Origin of the sequence: Psychrobacter phenylpyruvicus DSM 7000 = NBRC 102152, from assembly GCF_000685805.1 — a bacterium.
Classification (GTDB): Bacteria; Pseudomonadota; Gammaproteobacteria; order Pseudomonadales; family Moraxellaceae; genus Psychrobacter; species Psychrobacter phenylpyruvicus.
Window position 1 is genome coordinate 1 of record NZ_JMKP01000010.1, and the last position, 23,522, is coordinate 23,522.

Below are 23,522 nucleotides of genomic sequence, written 5' to 3' on the forward strand. Positions count from 1 at the left end.
CGTTGGCTTGCTGTTTGGTATTGAATGCCGTAGGGATAACTGCCAAAGCCTGCTTTTTCCAGTTGCTGATTTGGGTTGCATGAACCCCATATTCTGCGGTTAACTCGTTGAGGGTCTTGTGTTCTTTGATGGCTTCAACGGCGACTTTGCTTTTAAATTCAGCATTGTGACGCTTACGTACTTTCGTCATTAGATAGACCTCTTTTTCTAAAGGTTATTCTATCTTATTTGCTACAATTTTTTGGTCTAGTTTTCCGGGAGTATTATAAAGTACACCGCTGCGATTGCCAATATTTATCAATGGGCGACCAAGCTAAAAGATGAACTAATGGCAGATAAAGACAAAAAAACTGATTCAGAAGAAACTTCAAATGAAGAAAAAAAAGATTCTGATGATTCTGACATAAAAGATAAGGCGTCTGAAGAAGACAGCTCTGAAGAGTCTGAAAAAGAAGACAAGTTTAGTGCATCGATTGCTAATCTTTATCAATGGGCAGCTAAGCTAAAAGAAGACTTTGCTTCTGAAGCTTCCAGTATGACTCATGATGTTTCTGAAAAAGCTTTGGAAATTATGCTTACTAAGCTTTTAAATGCGGCAGAAACAGAGTTAAACGCTTTTGATAAAAAAGTTGAAGAATCAGAAGAGCCTGTAGAAAACGCTGAAGAAGAGCGTAGCAAGATTGAAGCCAAAAAAGACAAATATCAAGGCATGATTGACTTACTACAAGGTGAATAATAAGCCGTATACTTAGCTCCCTTAAACTTAGCTCCCTTAAATAGTTATTACTAAACTTAAGCTCAAGACGACCTTTTAGGTTTTCTTGAGCTTTTTTTATTGAACCTAGCTTGCTGAGCTTCTGTGAATTTCGCTTCTCAATTAGTACTTATAGCTTACTTATTTTTAACGTAGGTGGCAGTAAGTCACAAGTGTTGAGATAATAGGCGGCCTACCTAACTCAATGTGTGTTGATAGCCCTAACAACACAGTAAATACACCCCATTAATTATAATAAGCTACCAAGCGGATTATTCCGGCTTGATAGATTTCATTAGGACGATATTATGACTATGACAAACACTCAGTCGATGACTGAGAGACCCCCTTCAAATTATACTAAATCCACAAATAATTTGTCCTTAGATCCGCCGCAGAAAGGTTTAATAGCAGGAGCTAGTATCGTTGGTTTGGTATTACTAGTGTATTTGCTAGTAACGCAACCTGTGGCCCAGCCAATGCTGCTTATCATTGGTCTACTATTTGGTTATACCTTATTTCATGCCCGCTTTGGATTTACTTCAGCATTCAGACGTTTAGCTTCTGTCGGTAATGGCCAGGCCATACGCGCGCATATGCTGATGCTTGCGGTTGCGGTAACCTTATTTGCCCCAATTTTGGCTTATGGTATTAGTTTTTTTGGTGGACCCGTAGCTGGATATGTAGCACCAATTGGCGTTAGCCTTGTGGTTGGCTCTTTTATGTTTGGTATCGGTATGCAGCTTGGCGGAGGTTGTGCTTCTGGAACGCTTTACGCTGTCGGTGGTGGCCGTTCGGTAATGCTTATTACTCTAATATTCTTTATTATTGGTGCGACTATCGGTGCCTACCACTTACCGTTTTGGACAGAAGAGATGCCTTCAATGGGATCTTACTCTTTAGCAACCTCTACAGGCCTTGGTTATGGCGGAGCATGGGCACTGTCATTAATCATATTTGGAATTATTGCTTGGATTAGCCTGATAATCGAAAAGAAAAGAAACGCACCCAAAATGGCACCACTACCCACTGAAACAGGCTGGAAACGCATTTTCCGTGGTGCTTGGCCATTATTTGCTGCAGCTATTATCTTAGCTGTACTTAATGCCATAACATTGATGACACGTGGTCAACCTTGGGGAATCACCTCGGCATTTGCACTGTGGGGCTCTAAAGTCGCTAGTGGCTTAGGTATTGATGTCGCAAGTTGGGGCTACTGGCAGGGAGAGAATGCCGCAGCCTTGCAAGCATCGATTTTTGCTGATTCAACCACGGTATTAAACTTGGGTATTATTTTGGGTGCTTTTATTGCTTCGGCAGCAGGTGGTCTGTTTAAGTTTACTAAGATTACACCTGGCAACTTTGCTGCTTCTGTGATTGGCGGCCTATTAATGGGTTACGGCGCACGCTTGGCATTTGGTTGTAATATTGGGGCTTACTTTGGGGGTATCGCCTCTTTTAGTTTACATGGTTATATTTGGGGCGTGCTAGCATTAGCAGGTACTTTCTTAGCATTATACTTACGTCCACTATTTGGGTTGTCTGTGCCTAAGCCAACCGATACCTTTTGTTAATCACCTTTAGAGTTAACCGGTAAATATAACGATCCACAACTAAAAAAGAGCTGAAATTTCAGCTCTTTTTTTATGTCTAATAACTTAAATTAAAATTGAGAGTAATTATTCAAAGAATATAATGGAGTTAATAAAAAAGCTTCCAGTTTTGATGTAAGAGGTAGGAAAGGGTTTAAGACTACCAAATGAGATTTTAACTATGCTAAATCGAAAATATGAAGGTATTGTGACTATAATAAGTATTGGGTTCAATATTCTAATGAGTGCCATTATATCTACGTCTTTTAAAGATGGGTTTGAGTTTGATTGGTATTTCTTTCTCCTATTTGCCGTTGTTCTGACATTTGTATCAAATGCAATAAAGAATTATTTTTATGGGCGTGAGTTTCAAGTATATTTGTCGACAGTAAAGGCATCTGACTCACAAGCGAGCAGGATTGTTGGAGTAATCTTTGCAATATTCTTTTATCTGTTCTTTTTGTATATAGGTTTTTTTGGGGAGTGATGATTAGTTGAAATTATTTATAAGCTTGTTATTAATACATTCAATAATTTTTATTTACTTTGGGTTTACGTTTAATAGCATTATAAGTGTGCTGTTATGGGCTTATGCCTCATATAAACTTATTATGTATTTTCTCAAAGACTGGAAGAAAGATACGACAGAAGATGGTGATGATAGGCCTTGGTTTATTAGATGGGGAGATACGTTTAATATGGTTTTGGGTTATTTTTTGGTGCTGGTACTTGTTAGAAGCCTGCTGTTTTAGGTTGGCTTTGATTGCATCAACTGATATCTCGCTAGGATCTAAAATAGCGAGTTGGTATAGTATTTCTAGTATTATTTTGTAGCCAGTATTATTTAGCTACATAAATACTTCGAGTTATGTCGTAAGGGGTACTATAGGGGTATTATTATTAAATCTCATAAAACGCGCACAAAAGAAAAAGGCTCCCAATTGCTTGGAAGCCTTTTAATATATGGTACCCGGAGCCGGACTTGAACCGGCACGCTATTGCTAGCGAGGGATTTTAAATCCCTTGTGTCTACCAATTTCACCACCCGGGCAAAACTTTTTTAATTAAGCTGCTTAGTGTTGCTAGCAACTTATTTAGTGCGCGTATATTATCATAAAATTAATATTCGTCAACACTTTTTTTCTTTAACTTATTAAAAGTTTTAGAAACAAAATTGGAGGCTGAGGTCGGAATCGAACCGGCGTCCACGGATTTGCAATCCGCTGCATAACCACTCTGCCACCCAGCCATTTGAGGTGACCTATAATACCAAAAAAAAATTAAAATACAAGGGTCACTTGAGAGTATTTTGAAAATATTCGCATTTTCCGATACTTTTTAGTGATTTAGAGGCCTCTCTCCACTAAAAAAGCATATTTAGTACGCTTTGAGACATTACCAAATATGCTTTTATATTGACTTAAAATCAAGTCATTATCGCTAATGAACAATTGCTATTGAGCAGTTATACAATACTTTTGTTCGCAGCTTTCGCTTTTTTTACATCGCGATAAGTTGCCGTACAGATGAGTATCAATACAGCTAAGGTGATTGCCGGCCAAATTAAAATATACAAGCCATAAGCAAATGCACTCATAATATACTCCTTATTGTTTGATCCATTTATTTATTATTAATGATGATAAGGCTTAACTACTATCTAAGCACAACAGTGGACGTATTTAAAGCTGCGCTTAGTTAGCGTTAAGCACCTAATTAGGCTTTTGGTTGTGCTTGAGCACTATTCGCCTTGCCTTGCGGTTTATCATAACTACCCACACGCTCTTTGATTAGCTCAAAGTCAAAGCGCTCATTGCTTATTAGGCTTAATGCTATACAAACAATAGTACTGACACCGTAAGCAGTTAATGACGATAGTATTACTTCATAATCACGTAAGAAGCCGGTTGCATAGACTAGCATTAGCACTAAGGTGATTAAGGCTGCGGTCAGGCCCAGCTTACGGCCGAAGAATCCAAATACCATTAAGCCAATCACAACGGCAGCACCGACACTAGCAAAGACTTCAAACATCAGGGCGATACCACCCTCGATAGGCAGCAGCTCAAAACGGGCGATACAGAAGAAGATCAGTGCGACGATTACCGAAGCGGTGAAAGCTAGATTAGTGACACGATCCCAGAAAACACTAGCGATAACTGGGAATACCACCGCACCCCATAAGGCACCAACAAAGACCAGCATTACTAAAATATCAAGCTTTAAGCTTGCGAAGATTAGACCAAGTGCCGTAGCAATAATCATGGTGGCACGGCCAACAATCAACATCTTTTTTGGATCTGGGTTGTCTTTGGCAATATTTTTACCATAGACATCCGCCATCATAATGGTGGATAGGGCTGATAAGTCCGAGTCTGCCGTTGAGGACAGAGAGCCAATTACTAAGATAAAGAATAGAGCAATAAACACTGGGTGTAGGTAGGTGCTTACCATCTGCGGGATAATATTATTCATATCTCCATCAAGAGGCTGGATACCTACAGTTAATGCCATTAAACCAATCATACCAAGACCAATCACGATACCGGCGTAACCTACGGTAGCGGTAACGAAAGTAGCTTTAATTTTGGTCTTATCAATGGCGAATAAACGCTGGGTAATGGTTTGGTTACCAATAGCATAGGCCAATACCGCTACGAAGTAGGGGGCGCCTTGTTGCAAAAAGGCTTCTGATGAGAAGAAGTCCTGTTGCTGCGGGGTCAAGTTTGGTAGGCCATCAACCATGGCTTGTGGACCACCCATAGCAAATAGTACGGCAGGAATAATGACCACACCGATGGCCATTAGTGCCACCAATTGTGCAAAGTCGGTAAATACTGAAGCGCGGAAACCTGAAGTTAAGGTATAGCTTAAGACGCCAACAGCTGCAATAATCACCCCTGTTTGGAACGATAGGGGTGAAAGTACCGAAACCAGAGCACCAGCGGCGGTGAAGTTGACCATCAAGCTAATTAAACTACCCATGAGGTTTGAGACTGCTAAGATTAATTGGCTTGAGGATCCATGCCGTGCGTTAATTAATTCACCCAAGGTGTGACCGTTTGGTGCTAACTGGCGAAAGCGCATGCCAAAAGGATAAATAAATAAAATCATCAATGCGCCCCAGAATCCATAATGGATAGGGCCTGATAGGCCATATTTATAGCCTGATGTCGCCGCTGCATAAAAGGAGGCAGCCCAAATCCAGGTGGCGGTCATACTGGCAGCACCCATACCAAAGCCGACTCCGTGTCCGGCGACCATAAAACCTGAGGTGCTTTCTTTGTCCTTCTTAATAAGTAATGAGAGTAAGTAGGTACCCCCATAAAAAACCAGCATCATAATAATGATTGCCCAGGCTGAAAACTGAAACAGTTCTTGAGTTTGCAAACCATTCTCCTTAAACAAATTAGGGGAAAGGATGACAGTCTTATTATTTAACAGTAACTATCTGAACCATCCTTAGTTGTTTTGTTCTCATAAAAATATGCAAAACATATTAGTCATTCATAACCAACTTCAAATCCTGCTTAGTTGTCGTTCTAAAGGGTGAGCAAATCCATTTGTCAAAGGACAGCTTTGACAAAATTTAAGCGGCAAAAAGCATCGTAAAAAAATACGCCGCTAGGCTGAATAACACTCTTTCTCTAAAACACTTGATGAGCTGACGTTAAAACTTGTCGTCTTAATAACTTATCGTCTAAATAGTCAGCAAATGCTAATTTAACTTCTGTTTTGATTGTTGTTGGTTGTGAAGTCGCTTGTGAGCGGGCGAACAAAATCAAATGTCAAAAGATAAAAACATTGGATACGTATCGAACGTACTGCAGGTTTTTATAGTTTATTTGTCTAGCCATAAAATAAACTGACACCGAGCAGCGCACTGAGCCAAGATGGTGCAGTGTGTTCGTACCTTTTTGACAACATCGCCGTTGATTTGAGGCGGCATTTGATTGGTTAATCGAGCCAATTCATCTCAACGAGATGTATAGGGGTTAGAGTTAATACTGAGGTGTTGCGTTAAGCCCTCTATGACTCTAACCAATTGCTGTACAGCTACTTTTTCACGCTTTGTTTAGAAGCTTTGTTCAAAAAATAGACAGCAATAATTGCGAAACATAGAGTAACGTAATCGCTGATCAATTTCAAATATTCTCAAAAGAAATCATAACAAAGGTAACTATTGATAAAATTTTATGGGTGAACTGGTTTTATAGATAAACCATAAGATGAGCTAGAATTTGTATAAAGACCCAAAAAATACGGGCTAAATGACAGATAAGTCATAGCGCACAACAAAAGTGACTCGGAATATATAGTCGCCATAGGTTACAATATTGCCAATAAAGAAATCCCTAAGCGAAATCGCTTAAAAATTAGTAATCCCTCACAGTGAGAAAAGATGGAGCCAGATATGACTGAAGCCACTGCAACACGCCTTGATGGTAGAGCGTTAGCAAAACAAATTGAAACCGATTTAAGCCAACGCGTGGCTGCCCTTATTGAGAAAACAGGCCGCACGCCTATTTTAGCGACTATCTTAGTCGGCGATGACCCTGCTTCTGCCACTTACGTGCGCATGAAAGGCAATGCTTGTAAGCGTGTCGGTATGGAATCTATCAAAGTTGAGATGCCAGCTAGCACCACCACAGAAGAGCTGTTGGCAAAAATTGATGAGCTAAATAATAACCCAGATGTTCACGGCATCTTGTTACAGCATCCAGTACCAGAGCAAATTGATGAGCGTGCTTGCTTTGACGCTATTGATTTAGCAAAGGATGTGGACGGTGTGACCTCATTAGGCTTCGGTCGTATGAGCATGGGTGAGCCTGCTTATGGCTCATGTACACCGCAAGGTATCATGTACTTGCTTGAGCACAATGGCATTGAATTTGCAGGTAAGCATGCAGTAGTGGTGGGCCGCAGTGCCATTTTGGGTAAACCAATGGCACAAATGCTATTGAACGCTAACTGCACAGTGACCACTTGTCACTCACGCACTCAAAACCTTGCTGAGCACGTTGGCCGTGCAGACATCATTGTTGGGGCGGTAGGTGTACCAGAGCTGATCAAAAAAGACTGGATTAAGCCAGGCGCTATCGTTGTTGATGCCGGCTTCCATCCCACTGATGACGGCGGAGTGGGCGACATCGAACTAAAAGGTATCGAGTCAATTGCAGCGGCTTATACCCCAGTACCGGGCGGGGTAGGACCAATGACGATTAATACTTTGATTCGTCAGACGGTAGAAGCCGCTGAAAAAGCAGCTCGTTAAGATATTAAAAAGTAATCACACCTTAAAATTGTCGTAAATTAATTTAAGGAGGCAGGTATGCAAATATCCTGCCTCCCCAGTCCCCAGACTATCTAAGTTAACGGAGTATTGCTAATGAGTTCTCATCACCCAAATAATAGCTGGCAAGCAAAGGCACAGGCATTTGGGATGCTTATGATTGATATCAGTCATTATTTAGCATTGTTAGTGATAGGACTGGTGGTAATTTGGGCAGGGGGTGCTGAGTTTATTAGTATTGTCCAAGCTGGCAAAGCGGAGCTTAAAGACATCCTTATGTTGTTTATTTATCTTGAGCTGTTGGCCATGATAGGGATTTATTTTAAAACCCATAGACTGCCGGTACAGTTTTTGATTTATATTGCTATTACTGCCTTGTCACGACACTTGGTAGTAGATGTGCAAGCGGTTTCCGAAGATTTTCACTTATGGTTATTAATAACCACCACTTTTTCTATCTTTATTCTCAGTATCGCTATCTTTATATTAACGTGGACGGCAAGCAAGTTTGGTCGTCCAGAAGATAATTTATTACGCGAGGACAGCTCTCAGCAGCACAGCTTGCAGGAACATAGTGCTAAAAAAAACAGTACTGACATTAATCAGGATAATAATAGCCACATAACTAGTATTAAAACTGACCCTAGCGAAAAGTAGTCGCAATCAAAATTAATATCAATAAATATCAATTAATAGTAGTTGGGCCAAGCACACGCCATTGGCAGTGTCTATAACCAGCCTGACTTACGGAATTGACGATATAACACCACACAAGTGGTTAAAATCACGGCTAACACCACAAAGTAAGAATATTCATAATGTAGCTCTGGCATAAAGTCGAAGTTCATGCCATATATTCCCGCCACTGCTGTCGGTACCGCCAAGATACCGGCCCAAGCAGCCAATTTTCGTACCACCTCGTTCTGTCCCATATTGACCATCGCCATATAGGTATCCATCGCCACACTGAGCATCTCATTTAAGCCATTAACCGCATCAATAGCGCGTAAAAGATGGTCATTTACATCGCGAAAATAAGGTTTAGCTATGCTGGGAAAAGTAGAGACCAGCTCGTTTTTTTTGTGATTGATAAAGAAGTTGCAAATGTCTTGCACCGGCATCATTACCGCTCGCATGTGCACCAGCTGTGATTTTAAGATATATAAACTCTGTAGAATCTCCTTACTGAATTTATAAGAAAAAATATTACGCTCTTGCTCTTTTAAATACTCACCTAGGCTGTCGATGATAGGCAAATAGCTGTCGACCACGTAGTCTAATACTGCGTGTAGTACAAAGACTGGGCCCATAGACATTTTTTCTGGGCGTCGATGGCAGTAAGCCCGAACTGGGGCATAAGAGTTGGAGGCTCCAGTGCGAATGGTAATAATATAATTATTGCCCATAAACATTGAGGTAGTACCATAGTGAATATTATTTTGGGCCAAATAAGCCGTACGGACCACTACGAATAAAGAGTCGTTACCATAGGACTCGATTTTAGCGCGTTGACTCTCATTAAAAGCGTCCTCTAAAGCCAGCTCGTGAATATCAAAAGCTTTTTGTACCGCCTCGATGGTCTCAATGCTAGGATCATACAGTCCAAGCCAGATAAACTCCCCTTTATTAGTTAGAGTTCTGCTCACCTCGTCTAAGTCTATTTTTTCAACAAACTCACCTGTTTTACGAGAGTAAACGCAGCAGTTAACAATCTCGTTAATCCCCGATCGTTCAAAATCCTCTACTCGCTCTGCATCAGGATCATAGACCGGCATAGTGGGCGACATAAAGGACAGAGCTTGTTGCTCTTCTTTTATTCTTATATCGGGCATAGTTAACTCTCATGACTTTGGTAAATGAGGAGGTGCTAAGGTGTTAAGGGCGAATGGCTATAATGTTTACTGACAGCACTGCATTCTAAAGACGCCTTTATTATAAAGCGTATTTATTTAGAGTTTCTATATCGACCAACTCTAGTAGGCTTTCGTGACAGGCTTCAAGCTTAATCCTTGGAGCCATATCATGGTCTAGGGCGTCTAACCAGCGTAGGGCGCAGATGCACCAATAGTCGCCTGGCTTCAATCCTGGAAAGCCAAACTCAGGAACCGGAGTGATTAAGTCATTGCCAGTCTTGGCAGAGAAGCTTAAAAATTCGCTGGTCATTTTGGCACAGACGGTATGTTGTCCAATGTCGTGCGGACCGGTATGGCAAAATCCGTTACGATAATATCCAGTGATGGGGTCAAAACAACAGCTGGCCAAAGCAGTGCCCAGAACATTTCTTTGGTTTAATTTAGGGTCAGGATGATGGCTAGACATAGTTAGGTATCTCTTTAAGATAAGATTTTAAGATCAGTTGGCTCTATAACTCGGTCTGGCTGACAAAATATCAAGTCCGATAAGGCAACAGCACACTGTGCCCACCTATACCTTATATTGAGATTAGCGTAACCGAGCAGGGTAGGGTAGTATTTAAGTAGAATAATATTTAAACCGATAATATTTAAATAGATAGTATTTAAATAGATAGTATCTAAACCGATAGTATCTAAACCTTGGTTAAGCGATAAAATTAAACCAAATAGTAACATATTCATGGCGGAGATAGTCGGGTCGATAGCTATAATAAGCAAGCTGAAACTCATTGTTTGTTAATAAATTCTTGGTGTAGAGTGTTAACTTCAGTTGGAAGCTGAATGGCTTTTTAATTTAAAAAGTTCTAGAGCAATATTTTTTAGCTGCAAGAGGTTAATAAAAGGCTAAGTAGTGGGCCAAGCTGTAATTAATGAAATGAGTTTCGAGTTTTATCATGGGTTTCTCTAGGCGAAAGCGGTTAGCTATGCTAGACTTAAAGTCACAAATTAATTGGCTTATTGAGTGTCGAATTTAACCATGACCGGATAAAGTCGTGTTAAAATGGCGTTAAAGCCTTGAATCTTACTGTCAATATATCGGCAATTAAGATGCCTTTGGCCTTATCAGGCAAGTTGTTATAGCTTTTGTACGAAATCTAAAAGATGACATACAAAACAGGGCTTAAAAGAATTTAATAATTCACAGCAAAACGGTGTACGCCGTTTAATGGTGTGCTCAGCCAAAATGTACAGAGTGCCAAAGCCACTGTTATTCATGGCTTTGCTTGTACAAGGTTAATTTTTCAAAACTATATATTCTTAAAATATCGATTACTAATACTACACTTTAACTAACGATTTGGTGATGGCGAACCGGCTTGAGTAATGAGTATCGCCTCCAAACAAGGATTACTTGTGTCTGATAGTTCTATAACCTCCAGTAAAAATAAAAGCCAGTCTTCAGATAAACTAGCCCCAGTAGCAGATGTTGATAACATCTGGCTGTTACCAGATGGGGTGAGTGACTTATTTTCTGAAGAGGCACAAAAGCAAGAGTGGCTACGTTATAGGTTAACCCGACTGTTAGTAAGTCGGGGTTATGAGCTTATTTGCCCACCAATGATTGAATTTACCGAATCATTATTAGGCAACGCTTCAGAAGACCTAAAACGTCAAACTTTTAAAATTATTGATCAGTTGTCAGGTCGTCTTATGGGGGTACGTGCTGATATTACCCCGCAAATCCTACGTATCGATGCGCACCTAAATAAAATGGGTAAGGCCAATAAAATTGCCCGTTATTGTTATGCTGGTCATGTTATTCGTACTCTACCAGATGGTCTGTTTGGCTCACGTACGCCCTTGCAGTTGGGTGCGGAGATATTCGGTAGCGACAGTTTTGACGCAGATATCGAATTGATTGATGTGCTTTACTGCCTAATCGACAATCTAGATCTAAAGAAACACTTACACATAGATATCGGTCACGTGGCTATTTTTGCTCGCCTAAAAGAGCTGGCAGGATTATCAGATAATGACGCCTCGGTATTGATGAATTTATATGCCAATAAGGCTTTACCTGAGCTGAAGCAGGTCTGTGAAGAGCTACCGATGGGCAGTGATTTTTATCATTTAGCTGTTTATGGTCATGACATGACTGCCTTAAAAGAAGCCTTATCAGATACGGCCACCAAGGACGCTGCTATTATCAAAGCAGTGGGCGAAGTTCAGACTATGGTTCGTCATATCAAAGACACTTATCAAAGTAATGTTAGTGTTGATATCACCGAATTGGGGTATCACTACCACACAGGTATTGTCTTTAATGCTTACTTTGAAAATGAGTCACAAGCGGTGGTTCGTGGCGGCCGCTTTAATGGGGAGAGCTTTGACGCAGCAAGTAATGCCCCAACGGCTATTGCCCAAGAGTTGCCCTCACGTAGCGCCACTGGGTTTAGCTTAGAGGTTACCCGTTTACAGCGTTTTATTACTCTAAATGAGTCGAAGCTGGTATTGGTAAGTTTTGCAGATATGCAAGGCGTGCGTAATGATGACAATACTAAGCTTGAAAAAGATTTAGTCAATAAGATTTCAGAGTTACGTGATTTAGGTCATCGAGTGGTACGTCCTTTAAGTGATGATGATGTTCCTAATAATGTGACACACAAATTAATTTTAGAAGATGGTGAGTGGGTCTTAAGAGCAGTTTAAACTTTGGTTGAAGACTGGTTTTTTGTCTCAAAATAACTGCGCCACAATGACGCAATTTAATTTTTACAGTTCAATACGAGTGGTTAAGGATTTGTTATGGGAAAGAATGTTGTAGTACTTGGTAGCCAATGGGGTGATGAAGGTAAAGGCAAGATTGTTGACTTGCTAACCGAAAAAGCTTCTGCAGTAGCACGCTTCCAAGGCGGTCACAATGCGGGTCACACATTGGTAGTAGATGGCAAAAAAACAGTTCTACACTTAATTCCATCAGGTATCTTACGCGATGACGTGACTTGCTTCATCGGTAACGGTGTGGTGTTATCACCAGAAGCCTTACTAAAAGAGATGAAAGAGCTTGAGAGCAATAATGTGCCAGTTCGTGAGCGTTTAAGAATCTCACCAAACTGTCCATTAATTCTTCCTTACCACATCGCTTTAGACCAAGCGCGTGAAGCAAAACGTGGCACTGGTAAAATCGGTACTACCGGTCGTGGTATTGGTCCAGCTTATGAGGATAAAGTTGCTCGCCGTGCTATCAAGCTTGCAGACTTATTCCGTAATGATTTAGAAGAAAAACTACGTAACTTAATTGAATACCATAACTTCCAACTAACTCAATACTACAAAGTTGACGCAATTGACTTTGACGAAACTTATGCTTTATGCCAACAGTGGCGCGATGAGCTAAAAGACCTGGTATGTGATGTAACTGAAGAGCTAAACCAATTACGTCTTGCTGGCAAAAACTTAATGTTTGAAGGGGCTCAAGGTACTTTACTTGATATCGATCATGGTACTTATCCATTTGTTACCAGCTCAAGCGTTACTGCCGGTGGTGTATCAACAGGTACCGGTATTGGTCCTTTATACCTAGACTATGTATTAGGTATCACTAAAGCGTATACCACACGTGTGGGTAGCGGTCCATTCCCAACGGAACTGTTTGACGATGTGGGTGCTCACCTAGCCAAAGTAGGTCATGAGTTTGGCGCAACTACCGGTCGTGCGCGTCGCTGTGGTTGGTTTGATGCCGAAGCACTTCGCCGTGCGGTGGTATTAAACTCACTGTCAGGTATCTGCTTAACTAAGCTTGACGTATTAGATGGCTTAGATGAAATCCGTATTGGTGTTGGCTATGACATTCCTGAATCTGAGGTTGCGGCTGCCCATGACGGCGAGTTCTACGAAACTGTAACGCCTAAGTATGAAACCCTACCAGGCTGGAAAGGTTCAACGGTTGGTATCACTAAATACGAAGACTTACCAGAGGAAGCCAAAGCTTACATCAAGCGTATCGAGCAATTAATCGATTGCCCAGTAGATATCATCTCTACCGGTCCTGATCGTGATGAGACTATCGTATTACGCGATCCGTATGATGCGTAATTTATCGAAGATTACTCGATAATCGAAACAGATAGACTGTTAAGAGCCCTATGTTATGAAAGTAACGTAGGGTTCTTTGTTATATTGAATGGAAATTAATAAGACATTTTGCAGTGACCATAGACTGATAAGACTTAAATAAGAAACAAGTCATAGAAAATATAGCTTTTAGAATAAATAATACAATTATAGGTTAGAGATGCAGCAATTATATTTAGAAGATATCAAGGTCGGTGACAGATGGACAAGCCGTACTGAAACAATAAGTATAGAAGAAATAAAAGAGTTTGCGGCAAGTTATGATCCACAGCCTTATCATATGGATGAGACAAGAGCCAAAGATACTTTTTTCGGTCAATTGGTAGCGAGTGGTTGGCAAACCGCCGGTATTACCATGCGCTTAATGGTAGAGTCTATCCCGATGGCAAGCGGATTAATAGGCGCAAGTGCCCAGATTAAATGGCCTACACCTACCTATCCTGATGATACGCTACGTATTGAAGCTGAGGTCATTGAGATTAAAGAGTCAAAGTCTAAGTCGGACCGCGGTATAGTGACGGTGGAAGTCAAAACCTTGAATCAGTACAATGAAGTGGTACAGTTGTTTATCTGCAACATGCTAACGTTGAGTCGTTCTTCTGGGATACCACCACTAAATAATGAGCGTTTATTAGGCAATCAAAAATAACCATGTTACACCTTACCTTTTTGGGCACATCAGCTGGCGTACCGACTAAGAAGCGTAATGTCACAGCGCTGGCTATTGAGTGCCTAAATCCTTTTGGTTCTGCGGGCAACCCCGCTGGTAAGAAAAATAAGCCTTGGGTTTTGGTTGATTGTGGAGAGGCGACTCAGCATCAGTTACTACAGACCAAAATTAGCAGCCATCAGCTAGCGGTGATTTGTATTACCCATGTGCATGGGGATCATTGTTATGGTTTGCCAGGGCTTCTCGCTAGTATGGCCATGTCAGGGCGTAAGGACTCATTAACCATTATTGCGCCTCAGGCTATTAAGCAGTTTATAGAGGCAGTTAAGGCAACCACTGAGCTGTATTTTCCCTTTGAGATTGAATTTATCAGCATTGAAAGCTTATTGGAGTCCAGACAGGAGTCACAGTCAAGTACTGTGTCGGTAAAATTATCGACCACGCATCAGCTGGATATTGAGATTATTAAGTTATCGCATCGGGTAGAATCGTACGCTTTTAAAATTACCCAAACTGTGCAGACCATAAAGCTGGATACTGAAAAGCTTAAAGCGGAGGGTATTGAGCCTACTGCTGCGTGGGGTAGGCTGCAAGCCGGGGAAGATGTGACTTTGCCCGATGGCAGTCAACTGAAATCATTGAGTTATACACAGCGAGTGGCTCAGGTACTAAAGGTGATTGTGGCGGGTGATAACGATAATCCACAGCTGCTTAATGAAGCGGCTAAAGATGTAGATTTATTGGTGCATGAAGCCACTTATACTCAAGCGGTATTGGATAAAATAATGACACGTGAAGATGCCTTTGATCCAATGCATACCCCTGCCATGCGGATTGCGAGCTTTGCGCAGTCGGCCAAATTAAATAACTTAATACTGACTCACTTTAGCGCTCGTTATCAGCCTTATGATGACCCTGAATCGAAGACACCGAACATGGCTGATATCCGCTTAGAGGTGGAGCAGTATTATGATGGGAATTTGTGGCTGGCTCGAGACTTTATGCGCTTTGAGGTGAGTCATAAAGCTGTGCGGCAGTTACCAAACTAGCTATCTTGGTTTAATAACTGCTGACCCACCCAGTGTCTGGCAAACTGATATGCCACACGGCCTGAGCGGCCACCACGGCTTGAGGACCAAAGCAGGGCTTCGTGACGTATCTTATCACTCCACTCAATACCTTCAGCTTGCAGATAATGGGCAACGATATTGAGATAAGTCTCTTGGTTCATTGGATAGAACGACAGCCAAAGTCCAAAACGGTCCGATAATGACACCGTTTCATCAATGGTCTCGTAAGGGTTGACCTCATCGGTCTGACCATCGTAGATGTTAACGTTGTCTTTCATTAGCTGAGGCAATAAATGACGACGGTTACTGGTGGCATAGACCAGAAGCTTATCTTGCTCTGAGTCCAGTGCTCCATCTAGTACACTTTTTAGGGTGCGGTAGTTCTCATCTTGACCATTAAAAGCCAAGTCATCGCAATAGACGATATAGCGACAACTGGTGTCTTCTGGCAACTCATTAATAGCGTCTCGAATCTTATCAAGCATTTGCAGATCATCACGCGATACCTCAATCATGCGTAGACCTTGGTCTTTAAATTCGTTCAATAATGCTCGGATGATAGAGGATTTCCCCGCCCCTCGAGTGCCTGTCATTAACACATGGTTGGCAGGATAACCGGCCAAAAACTGCTTGGTATTTTGGACTATTTTTTGTTTTTGAGTATCTATACCTATCAGGTCGTCAAGCGCCAAAGCGGAGCTAACCTTAATAGGCTCGAGCCTGCCTTTGATGCCACCAACCCAGCGATAGGCGAGTTGACTAGGGTCGATTTTAAGAGGAGGGGTGATGTTTTGTTTTAGGAACTCAGCCAATAAGTGAGCTAAATGATCATCTAAGGTAAGCGTATTTACAGAATTTGCCATGCTGACTCAGCCCCATCAGGTTATGATTATAAATAAGAAACAATAGAGTCAAAAATAGTGCCAGTAAAGCCCAGTGAATGCAAGCCATAGCCTGCTTTATGACTCTTAACTTAACTCTTTATTCAATACTGACTACTAATCTGTCTTTAACTAATCACCCTTAAATGTGACAACTATGTCTAATCAGCAACATACAACGCAAAGTGCTAGGCAAGATACTAGGCAAGACGTTAAGCACAAAATGATAACGCAGCGGGTTGACTCTCAGCTTGTCCAGCAAGGTTATACTTCATGTAAAGCACTGCGTTTGAGCTATGAGGTAAATGAGCTGAATAAAGCTAGTTATCAGGGCATTACTAGGGCAGAGCATGAGAATATTGAATATATCATTAAGTGGCAGTTGCAGCCAACAGCTACAAGCTATAACACAAGCTTAGATGCTGAAATCGCCAATATAAAGCAGCTTCAACAACAGGGTCGGCGTCAATGCCAAGCATCGTATCCAGAATTAATACAATATCAGTTTATAACAACGAGCATCATTGATATACAGGATGAGCAGTGGCAGCTAACTGGCTTGGTAATGCCTTATCTTTATCTAGGCAGTCTCAAGCACTACCTGCGTGTCAATATATTGTCTAAGCCACAAAAGCTACAGTTAGCACTTGCCTTGGCTGAGTGTGTGCAGCAGATACACCAAATAGGCTGGGTACATGGAGATATTAAGCCCAGTAACTTTCTTTTGACCTCATCACAGGTGTATTTAAATGATTGGGCTTGTGCACAGCCGCAGTTTAAAGATATTGACGTAAATGAAATCAAGACAAACTCTAAAGTTCAGGGTACACCCGCTTATTTAGCACCAGAATGCTGGCAGGGGGAGCCGGTAACAGTGCAAAGTGATTTATATGCTTTTGGAGTAACCTTGTTTGAATTATTGGTAGGGGAGAAGCCTTATCAGTTACATAATAAGGAGGCAGATAAACAAATGCTTTCTTCGCAATGGGCAAGATTGCACTGCCAACAGCCGATACCTTTATTACCCGAGCAGTGGTCTTGGCTACAACCTGTCATAGATAAACTATTGGCAAAACGAACGGAAAATAGATTTGAAACCATGCAACAAGTTATTAAGTTGCTACAAGTGATTGATTAAACGGATGGGCCTAAATAATAGTTAGGTAGGCGGTAAAGAAAGATAATAAAAAAAGAGATAGGAAGATAATTTTACAAATAATAAAAACCATACAAGCAATAAAAAACCCGCCATAAGCGGGTTTTTATTTAATAGAATTTGGTTGAGAGTAACTAACCGCATAAAATGGTGGGGATGGAGAGACTCGAACTCTCACACCTCTCGGCGCCAGAACCTAAATCTGGTGCGTCTACCAATTCCGCCACATCCCCATTTTGATTTACACATTCAATTGATGTGTACTGGGCTAGTGCTTCTCAGTGGTTGACTATTATATAGTAATTAATTAACTACGCAAGTGCTTTTTTTAGACATTAAGGTCTAAATACTAAAAATTGAAATCTAGACAATAAAAAACCCACAAATTAGTGGGTTTTAATATTTGGTTGAGAGTAACTAACCGCATAAAATGGTGGGGATGGAGAGACTCGAACTCTCACACCTCTCGGCGCCAGAACCTAAATCTGGTGCGTCTACCAATTCCGCCACATCCCCATTCTAATCTACACATTCAATCGATGTGTACTGGGCTAGTGCTTCTCAGTGGTTGGGTATTATATAGATTTTAAATCAATTGGCAAGCCCTTTTTTTAAATTTTTCTCTTTTTTTATCAATATTAGTCGAATTGAAGCGATTTTGACTTAAAAAATCCCTTACCAGCGGTCATGCAATGTTGATTGATAGTCGTTAAGCCATTAAGTATCTAAGTCGTAAAAGTACTTTGAGCACGTCAAAGCAGATTAAGAGGAACGACTGCTTTCGGTAATACCTAGTAATTTTATCTTACGCGTTAAAGTATTACGCCCCCAACCTAGCAAGTCAGCAGCTTCTCCTTTCCGGCCCTTGGTGTGTTCTAGAGCCACTGTGATCAATACTTTTTCAAATTCGGGGGTAGCCAGTTGTAAAATCTCTGTTTCACCTTGGTTTAATGCAGTAGTGGCCCAAGTTTGCAGCTGACTTTTCCAGTCCAAAGGGCGATTATGAGTGTGTGCTCCAGCAGTTAAATTACCAGTAGCTAAATTAGCTGCTGATAGGCTGCTAGAGACATCCGAGTTTGAGGCTAGAGGCTCACTGGCCGGTGTGGTATTTTGATTTACCGCGGGCAGTATTAAGGGGTTATTGTCAGCGTCATGAGACGGTAATTGTTGAGCTGATAACTGCTGCTGATCTGTGAGATATCTTTGAGCAAATTCAGTAAGATCAGGAGGTAAATCCTCAATACCCAATATTTCACCTGTTGCCATTACTGTGATCCAGCGGCAGGCGTTTTCTAACTGACGCACGTTGCCTGGCCAATCAAAGGCTTGCATGATGTGTAAAGCTTCTGGCGATAGTTGCTTCTTATCGGTATTCATCTCGGTAGCTGCTTTACTCATAAAGAATTCTATCAGCTCAGGAATATCATCAGCACGGGCACGTAGTGGGGGCAAAGGTAGGCGAATTACATTGAGTCGATAAAATAAATCTTCACGGAATTTACCTTCCTTGACCAACTGCTCTAGATTTTGATGGGTAGCGGCAATAATGCGCACATCTACTTTAATGGGCTTTTGGCCACCCACCCGGAAAAACTCACCATTGGCCAGCACTCGCAGCAGACGGGTTTGGGTGCTAAAGGGCATATCACCGATTTCATCTAAGAATAAGGTGCCGCCATTGGCCTGCTCAAAGCGACCCTGACGCTGAGTAGTAGCCCCAGTAAATGCCCCTTTTTCATGACCAAAAAGCTCAGACTCTATTAACTCATGAGGAATGGCAGCCATGTTTAAGGCAATAAAAGGTTTTTTTTGGCGTGGAGAGTTTTGGTGTAAAGCACCCGCCACAAGCTCTTTACCGGTACCAGACTCACCCGTAATCAATACCGTAATTGGCGAGGAGGCGAGTCGTCCTATGGCTCGAAACACAGTCTGCATTGCAGGGGATTGACCAATAATAGGACTGGATTGCACCCCTTCAGGTTTGGAAGGTCTTGTGGCAGTGGTTTTTGGAGCTTTGGTGGAAGCAGAATCAGAAGTCGGTGGCTCAGGGATTGCCGACTCATCAGCTGCGGGTACAGAGACAGCAACAGGCTTGTTCTCTGATTTGTGTGTTGAGGCTTTGGGATTGGTATTGATGGCTTTTTTGACAATTGTGACGGCGTGATCCAAGTCAAAAGGCTTGGGTAAATATTCAAATGCGCCCGTATCATAGCTGTCCACTGCCGACTTTAGGTCAGAGTGAGCGGTCATAATGATAACGGGTAACCCTGGAAAGTTCTTGTTCATCCATTGGCTAAAAGACAGCCCATCCATCAACGGCATGCGAATGTCAGTTAAGATCACATCGGGCAAATTGGCTTGATTTTGATGGTTATTTAGTATGTCATTTAGCTTGGCCCAAGCGCCTTTAGCATTACTAAAAGCTTGTACTTCAAGTCCAGCATCATTAAAAGTATCTTCTAAGATTAATCTTAGTGCAGGATCATCATCGATTAGCCACAGGCTGTGTTTAATTATCATGCTATGTGTTCCATTTTTATGAATGTGGTCCAGTTATAGAAGCTGTTTATATGTATGAGGATGTTTTGGTTTTATATCACGACTATTAATGGGATTGAAGATTGCTTATTTGTAAGGGCAGATAGACATTAAACTGGGTGTCTCCAGGCTGAGAGCTGACCTCAATGGTCCCTTCATGACGGTGTATTATCTCTTGGACTAAGGCCAGTCCCAATCCAGTACCATTAGCTCTACCGGTTACTAACGGAAAAAAGATGCGTTCGATTAAGTCATCAGCAATACCGGCACCATTATCTTGGATACTGACCCGAATGACTTGGCGGTGATGCTGAGCACCGATGGTATATTGATGCTCAATACGAGTAACCACAGTTAATTCAGGTTGGTAATCTGCAGCCAGTAAGGCAGTATCTTGTTCCAACAATGCTTCACAAGCATTATTTGCCAAGTTTAAAAACACCTGAATAAGTTGGTTTTTATCAGCAGTAATCTCCGGCAGCGACAAATCATAATCTCTTTTGATAGTTACCTGTGGGTACTGAGATTGAATCAGCAGTAAGATATGCTCCAAAGGCTCATGTATGTTGACCTCTTGCCACTCTGGCAGTTGGTTTGAGCCGAGCAGCTGTTCGATAAGCTTAGTTAAGCGGTCCGTTTCACTGATAACGATACTGGCATAGGTGGTCAGTTTTTTGGCATCCACTAAGACGGTGTTTTCATTGTCATAAGTGTGGTCAGGAGAGTGTTGAGTTTGCTTAATTAAAAGCTGTGCTGCGCCTCGGATACCTGCTAGTGGGTTTTTTACTTCATGGGCTACAGAGCGAAGCATTTCTCTGGAGACATCATGCTGCTCTTGTAGTCGCTGTTCCTTGTCTAATCGGCTCTGGCGATCTCCTTGCCATATCTCAACTAGGTAGTAGAACTTGCCTTGCTGAATCATCGGAGTCACACTGTAATGCACATACAATGGCTGGGTGATGCCTCTGATATGGCGACTGTATTCGATAAAAGGTTGCAGATACTCTTTAGCGTTATGAAACTGTATTTCTAGCTTGTCTCTTGAGGCTTGCAAACAAGATTTGTTCTCTGAAAGCTGCGTTTCAGACTCTGCAGACGGATTTGAGCTATGCGGCGTATGGCTGTCAGGAGCAACGACTTTGGTTTGACTCATAGTAGGCATTAATAAGTCTAAAATGCTAAGCCCCTCCAAACGTGACTTACTTACTGAAAGCAGCTGCTCAGTTTGGCTGTTAACCCATTGGATGGTCAAATCCTCCGTCACCCAAATGACGCCGGTATATAGGTTTTGTAATAAGGAGACGGCTTGTAACTGCTTCATATGAGATCTTTTTCCAGAGTCAGGACGGCAAGTATAAAGCTGCAAGAATAGTACCAAGCTAGAAAAGGCGCTAAATAAGGGAATGCAGTTTTACTTTTAGGGTAAATTGTCTAGCTCACAAAGTTGCAGAAAATATTTATTCAACAATATGATCTAAAATATGACCTAAATAAGTGCATAAACTAAGGTACTTGGTATATTTTAGTGCATAAAAAGCGAGGAAATGTATTTTTTTACGATTTATTGGTGCTGAATAACAAAATAAGCACTATAAAAGTTAGGATAAGCTATATAAAAGCACATGCTTGAGGCAGGGAAGGGCGGTATTAGGTTTTTATTTGGCTTAATAATGAGATGAAAAACATATGAATAACGCATTGGTGCTAGTATAGCGCTGCTAAAATTCGTACAATGCACATCAAATTTTAGTGTTTACCCACTGCCTCGCAAATCATTCAATCTATCCTCTTTCAATTTTCACTATTCTTAAAAGTATTTGTCTATGCCAAGCAAAAATTCAGCGGACTCCGTTTCTATTTACGTGCCAGGTGCTTCAGCAACCTCGGACACAACCTCTCAAGGTGCTTATCACCATAAAGCCAACCACAATCAAAATCGCAGTGTCGAACAAAGTGGACAGCAAGCCAGTCAGCAGCATACAGCTACAGCTTCTTCCGTTGCCCCAAAAGTGGGCTTCGTCTCGTTAGGATGTCCTAAAGCGCTAGTAGACAGTGAGCGTATCATTACTGAATTAACCCGCGATGGTTATCGTGTGGCCTCAGATTATGAGGGAGCAGATTTGGTGGTGGTGAATACTTGCGGCTTTATTGAGTCAGCGGTACAAGAGTCTTTAGATGCTATCGGTGAAGCAATAAGCCAAAACGGCAAAGTTATTGTGACTGGGTGTCTGGGTAAAGATGCTGAAAAAATCCGTGATATGCATCCCGCTGTGCTCGCAGTAACAGGGGCTCATGCTTATGATGAAGTCATTACCGCAGTGTCAAAGCATGCACCAATGCCGCAAGCAATTAAAGATAAAAAAGCTTATGATCCCAAAATTGATTTAATTGATTTGGCAGGCGTAAAGCTGACCCCAAGTCATTATGCTTACCTAAAAATATCAGAAGGTTGTAACCACCGTTGTACCTTCTGCATTATCCCAAGCTTACGCGGTGACTTGGTTTCTCGTCCTATTGACGAGGTGATGAATGAAGCCATGGCCCTAAAAAAAGCTGGGGTGAAGGAGTTGTTGGTTATTTCTCAGGATACCTCGGCTTACGGTCTAGATTTAAAGTATAAAACCACGTTCTGGAACGGTATGCCGCTGAAATCAAAGTTTTTTGATCTGTGTGAGGCGCTCGCCAAAGTGGGCATCTGGGTACGTCTGCATTATGTATATCCTTATCCGCATGTCGATAAAGTGGTTGAGCTTATGGCGAAGCCAGGCGATCGCGGCGGGTTATTGCCTTATCTAGATATCCCGCTACAACATGCCAGCCCTAGCGTGTTAAAAGCGATGAAGCGTCCTGCACACAGTGAAAACACGTTGGCACGTATCCAAAAATGGCGCGAGATTAACCCTGATATCGTGATTCGCTCAACCTTTGTGGTAGGCTTCCCAGGCGAAACCGAAGAGGATTTTGAATATCTTCTGGACTGGTTGAAGCAAGCGAAGCTTGACCGTGTGGGCTGCTTTACCTATTCAGAAATTGAAGGCGCTGTGGCCAACGATTTACCAAACCCAGTACCTGAGGAAGTAAAGCAGCAGCGCTACGAGCGATTTATGGCGGTGCAGCAACAGATCTCTGAGCAAAAGCTACAAGATAAAGTTGGTAAAACCATGACGGTATTGGTCGATGAGATTGATAACGAAGACTTTATCGCTATTTGTCGCAGTTACGCGGATGCGCCAGAGATTGATGGCCACGTGTACGTCGATGATATTGTACAAAACGGTCAGGTCGCCTTAAAAGTAGGGGATATGATTACTGTAACCATAGATGAAGCTAGCGAATACGACTTATTTGCCTCTTATAATGGCTAACGGCTAGAAGATTTGTTGAGGGATAATGGTTTTGAGAGCAAAGGACGGCCTTAGTATCAAAATAGAACTATAAGCAGATAGCGTTTTTTGGTAAACTTTACCGAATTTAGCTTAATTTTTACTTAGTTTTTTATTTAGCTATTTATTTCATCTTAGCTGTGCTTAATCAGTGGGTCATAATTTATGGTCAAACTAATGAAAGGTTAGCAAGTT

General features: G+C 41.6%; 17 protein-coding genes, 4 tRNA genes and 1 pseudogene. 10 read left to right on the plus strand and 12 right to left on the minus strand.

The features are described from left to right. A pseudogene (locus G561_RS0105675) lies at positions 1-190 on the minus strand (IS3 family transposase); the annotation flags it as partial. 138 nt (positions 191-328) lie between these two features. Between G561_RS0105675 and G561_RS14050 the strand changes: the two are divergent. Next, positions 329-736 carry a hypothetical protein gene (locus G561_RS14050; protein WP_174901058.1) on the plus strand — a complete coding sequence of 136 codons (408 nt, stop codon included), beginning with the start codon at positions 329-331 and terminating at the stop codon, positions 734-736. 326 nt (positions 737-1,062) lie between these two features. Continuing rightward, on the plus strand, positions 1,063-2,328 hold the full coding sequence (locus tag G561_RS0105685) for a YeeE/YedE family protein (RefSeq protein WP_228707613.1): 1,266 nt from the start codon (positions 1,063-1,065) through the stop codon (positions 2,326-2,328). 982 nt (positions 2,329-3,310) lie between these two features. On the opposite strand, the gene G561_RS0105700 is transcribed toward G561_RS0105685, so the two are convergent. From G561_RS0105700 to G561_RS0105715, 4 genes are all read right to left on the minus strand, one after another. Beyond that, positions 3,311-3,397 (minus strand) — tRNA-Leu (locus G561_RS0105700). A gap of 124 nt (positions 3,398-3,521) precedes the next feature. Further along, a tRNA-Cys gene (locus tag G561_RS0105705) sits at positions 3,522-3,595 on the minus strand. Positions 3,596-3,811: 216 nt separating this feature from the next. Next, positions 3,812-3,943 carry a putative transporter small subunit gene (locus G561_RS15540; RefSeq protein WP_208854607.1) on the minus strand — a complete coding sequence of 44 codons (132 nt, stop codon included), beginning with the start codon at positions 3,941-3,943 and terminating at the stop codon, positions 3,812-3,814. A 119-nt stretch (positions 3,944-4,062) separates the two neighbouring features. After that, a complete protein-coding gene (locus G561_RS0105715) occupies positions 4,063-5,721 on the minus strand; it encodes a sodium:solute symporter family protein (protein ID WP_201586269.1) in 1,659 nt (552 codons plus the stop codon). A gap of 1,039 nt (positions 5,722-6,760) precedes the next feature. Between G561_RS0105715 and folD the strand changes: the two genes are divergently transcribed. Further along, positions 6,761-7,621 carry a bifunctional methylenetetrahydrofolate dehydrogenase/methenyltetrahydrofolate cyclohydrolase FolD gene (gene folD / locus G561_RS0105720; RefSeq protein WP_028858690.1) on the plus strand — a complete coding sequence of 287 codons (861 nt, stop codon included), beginning with the start codon at positions 6,761-6,763 and terminating at the stop codon, positions 7,619-7,621. A 114-nt stretch (positions 7,622-7,735) separates the two neighbouring features. Then, on the plus strand, positions 7,736-8,296 hold the full coding sequence (locus G561_RS14055) for a phosphate-starvation-inducible protein PsiE (protein ID WP_081794384.1): 561 nt from the start codon (positions 7,736-7,738) through the stop codon (positions 8,294-8,296). 71 nt (positions 8,297-8,367) lie between these two features. Here G561_RS14055 and corA read toward each other — a convergent pair whose 3' ends face one another. Continuing rightward, entirely contained in the window at positions 8,368-9,471 is a 1,104-nt protein-coding gene (gene corA, locus G561_RS0105730; RefSeq protein WP_028858691.1) for a magnesium/cobalt transporter CorA, read from the minus strand. Positions 9,472-9,571: 100 nt separating this feature from the next. Continuing rightward, positions 9,572-9,958: a DUF2237 family protein gene (locus G561_RS0105735; RefSeq protein WP_028858692.1), complete on the minus strand. Its 387-nt coding sequence runs from the start codon at positions 9,956-9,958 to the stop codon at positions 9,572-9,574. A gap of 950 nt (positions 9,959-10,908) precedes the next feature. Between G561_RS0105735 and G561_RS0105745 the strand changes: the two genes are divergently transcribed. The 4 genes from G561_RS0105745 to G561_RS0105760 all read left to right on the plus strand — a co-directional run bounded on the left by G561_RS0105745 (position 10,909) and on the right by G561_RS0105760 (position 15,348). Continuing rightward, positions 10,909-12,204, plus strand: coding sequence for an ATP phosphoribosyltransferase regulatory subunit (locus G561_RS0105745; RefSeq protein ID WP_227674061.1), 1,296 nt, complete (start codon positions 10,909-10,911; stop codon positions 12,202-12,204). Positions 12,205-12,300: 96 nt separating this feature from the next. Continuing rightward, complete coding sequence (locus G561_RS0105750) at positions 12,301-13,590, plus strand: adenylosuccinate synthase (RefSeq protein ID WP_028858695.1); 1,290 nt, start codon at positions 12,301-12,303, stop codon at positions 13,588-13,590. Between the two features lie 199 nt (positions 13,591-13,789). Continuing rightward, the gene (locus tag G561_RS14060) at positions 13,790-14,278 is read left to right on the plus strand and encodes a MaoC family dehydratase (RefSeq protein ID WP_037031802.1); all 489 of its coding nucleotides are present in this window, start codon (positions 13,790-13,792) and stop codon (positions 14,276-14,278) included. A gap of 2 nt (positions 14,279-14,280) precedes the next feature. Then, the gene (locus G561_RS0105760) at positions 14,281-15,348 is read left to right on the plus strand and encodes a ribonuclease Z (protein ID WP_028858696.1); all 1,068 of its coding nucleotides are present in this window, start codon (positions 14,281-14,283) and stop codon (positions 15,346-15,348) included. Here G561_RS0105760 and G561_RS0105765 read toward each other — a convergent pair. Continuing rightward, positions 15,345-16,232: an ATP-binding protein gene (locus tag G561_RS0105765; protein WP_028858697.1), complete on the minus strand. Its 888-nt coding sequence runs from the start codon at positions 16,230-16,232 to the stop codon at positions 15,345-15,347. The two genes, G561_RS0105760 and G561_RS0105765, sit on opposite strands and share 4 nt — an antisense overlap. 175 nt (positions 16,233-16,407) lie before the next feature. On the opposite strand from G561_RS0105765, the gene G561_RS0105770 reads away from it, so the two are divergent. Next, on the plus strand, positions 16,408-17,388 hold the full coding sequence (locus G561_RS0105770) for a serine/threonine-protein kinase (RefSeq protein ID WP_028858698.1): 981 nt from the start codon (positions 16,408-16,410) through the stop codon (positions 17,386-17,388). Between the two features lie 166 nt (positions 17,389-17,554). Here G561_RS0105770 and G561_RS0105775 read toward each other — a convergent pair. The 4 genes from G561_RS0105775 to G561_RS14065 form a co-directional block, all read right to left on the minus strand. Next, a tRNA-Leu gene (locus tag G561_RS0105775) sits at positions 17,555-17,639 on the minus strand. Positions 17,640-17,837: 198 nt separating this feature from the next. Next, positions 17,838-17,922: transfer RNA gene (locus G561_RS0105780), tRNA-Leu, on the minus strand. A 246-nt stretch (positions 17,923-18,168) separates the two neighbouring features. Continuing rightward, complete coding sequence (locus tag G561_RS0105785; RefSeq protein ID WP_028858699.1) at positions 18,169-19,926, minus strand: sigma-54-dependent Fis family transcriptional regulator; 1,758 nt, start codon at positions 19,924-19,926, stop codon at positions 18,169-18,171. Between the two features lie 85 nt (positions 19,927-20,011). After that, positions 20,012-21,265 carry a two-component system sensor histidine kinase NtrB gene (locus G561_RS14065; protein WP_037031804.1) on the minus strand — a complete coding sequence of 418 codons (1,254 nt, stop codon included), beginning with the start codon at positions 21,263-21,265 and terminating at the stop codon, positions 20,012-20,014. Positions 21,266-21,767: 502 nt separating this feature from the next. Between G561_RS14065 and rimO the strand changes: the two genes are divergently transcribed. Continuing rightward, complete coding sequence (gene rimO / locus G561_RS0105795) at positions 21,768-23,309, plus strand: 30S ribosomal protein S12 methylthiotransferase RimO (RefSeq protein ID WP_028858700.1); 1,542 nt, start codon at positions 21,768-21,770, stop codon at positions 23,307-23,309. Positions 23,310-23,522: the final 213 nt, after the last annotated feature.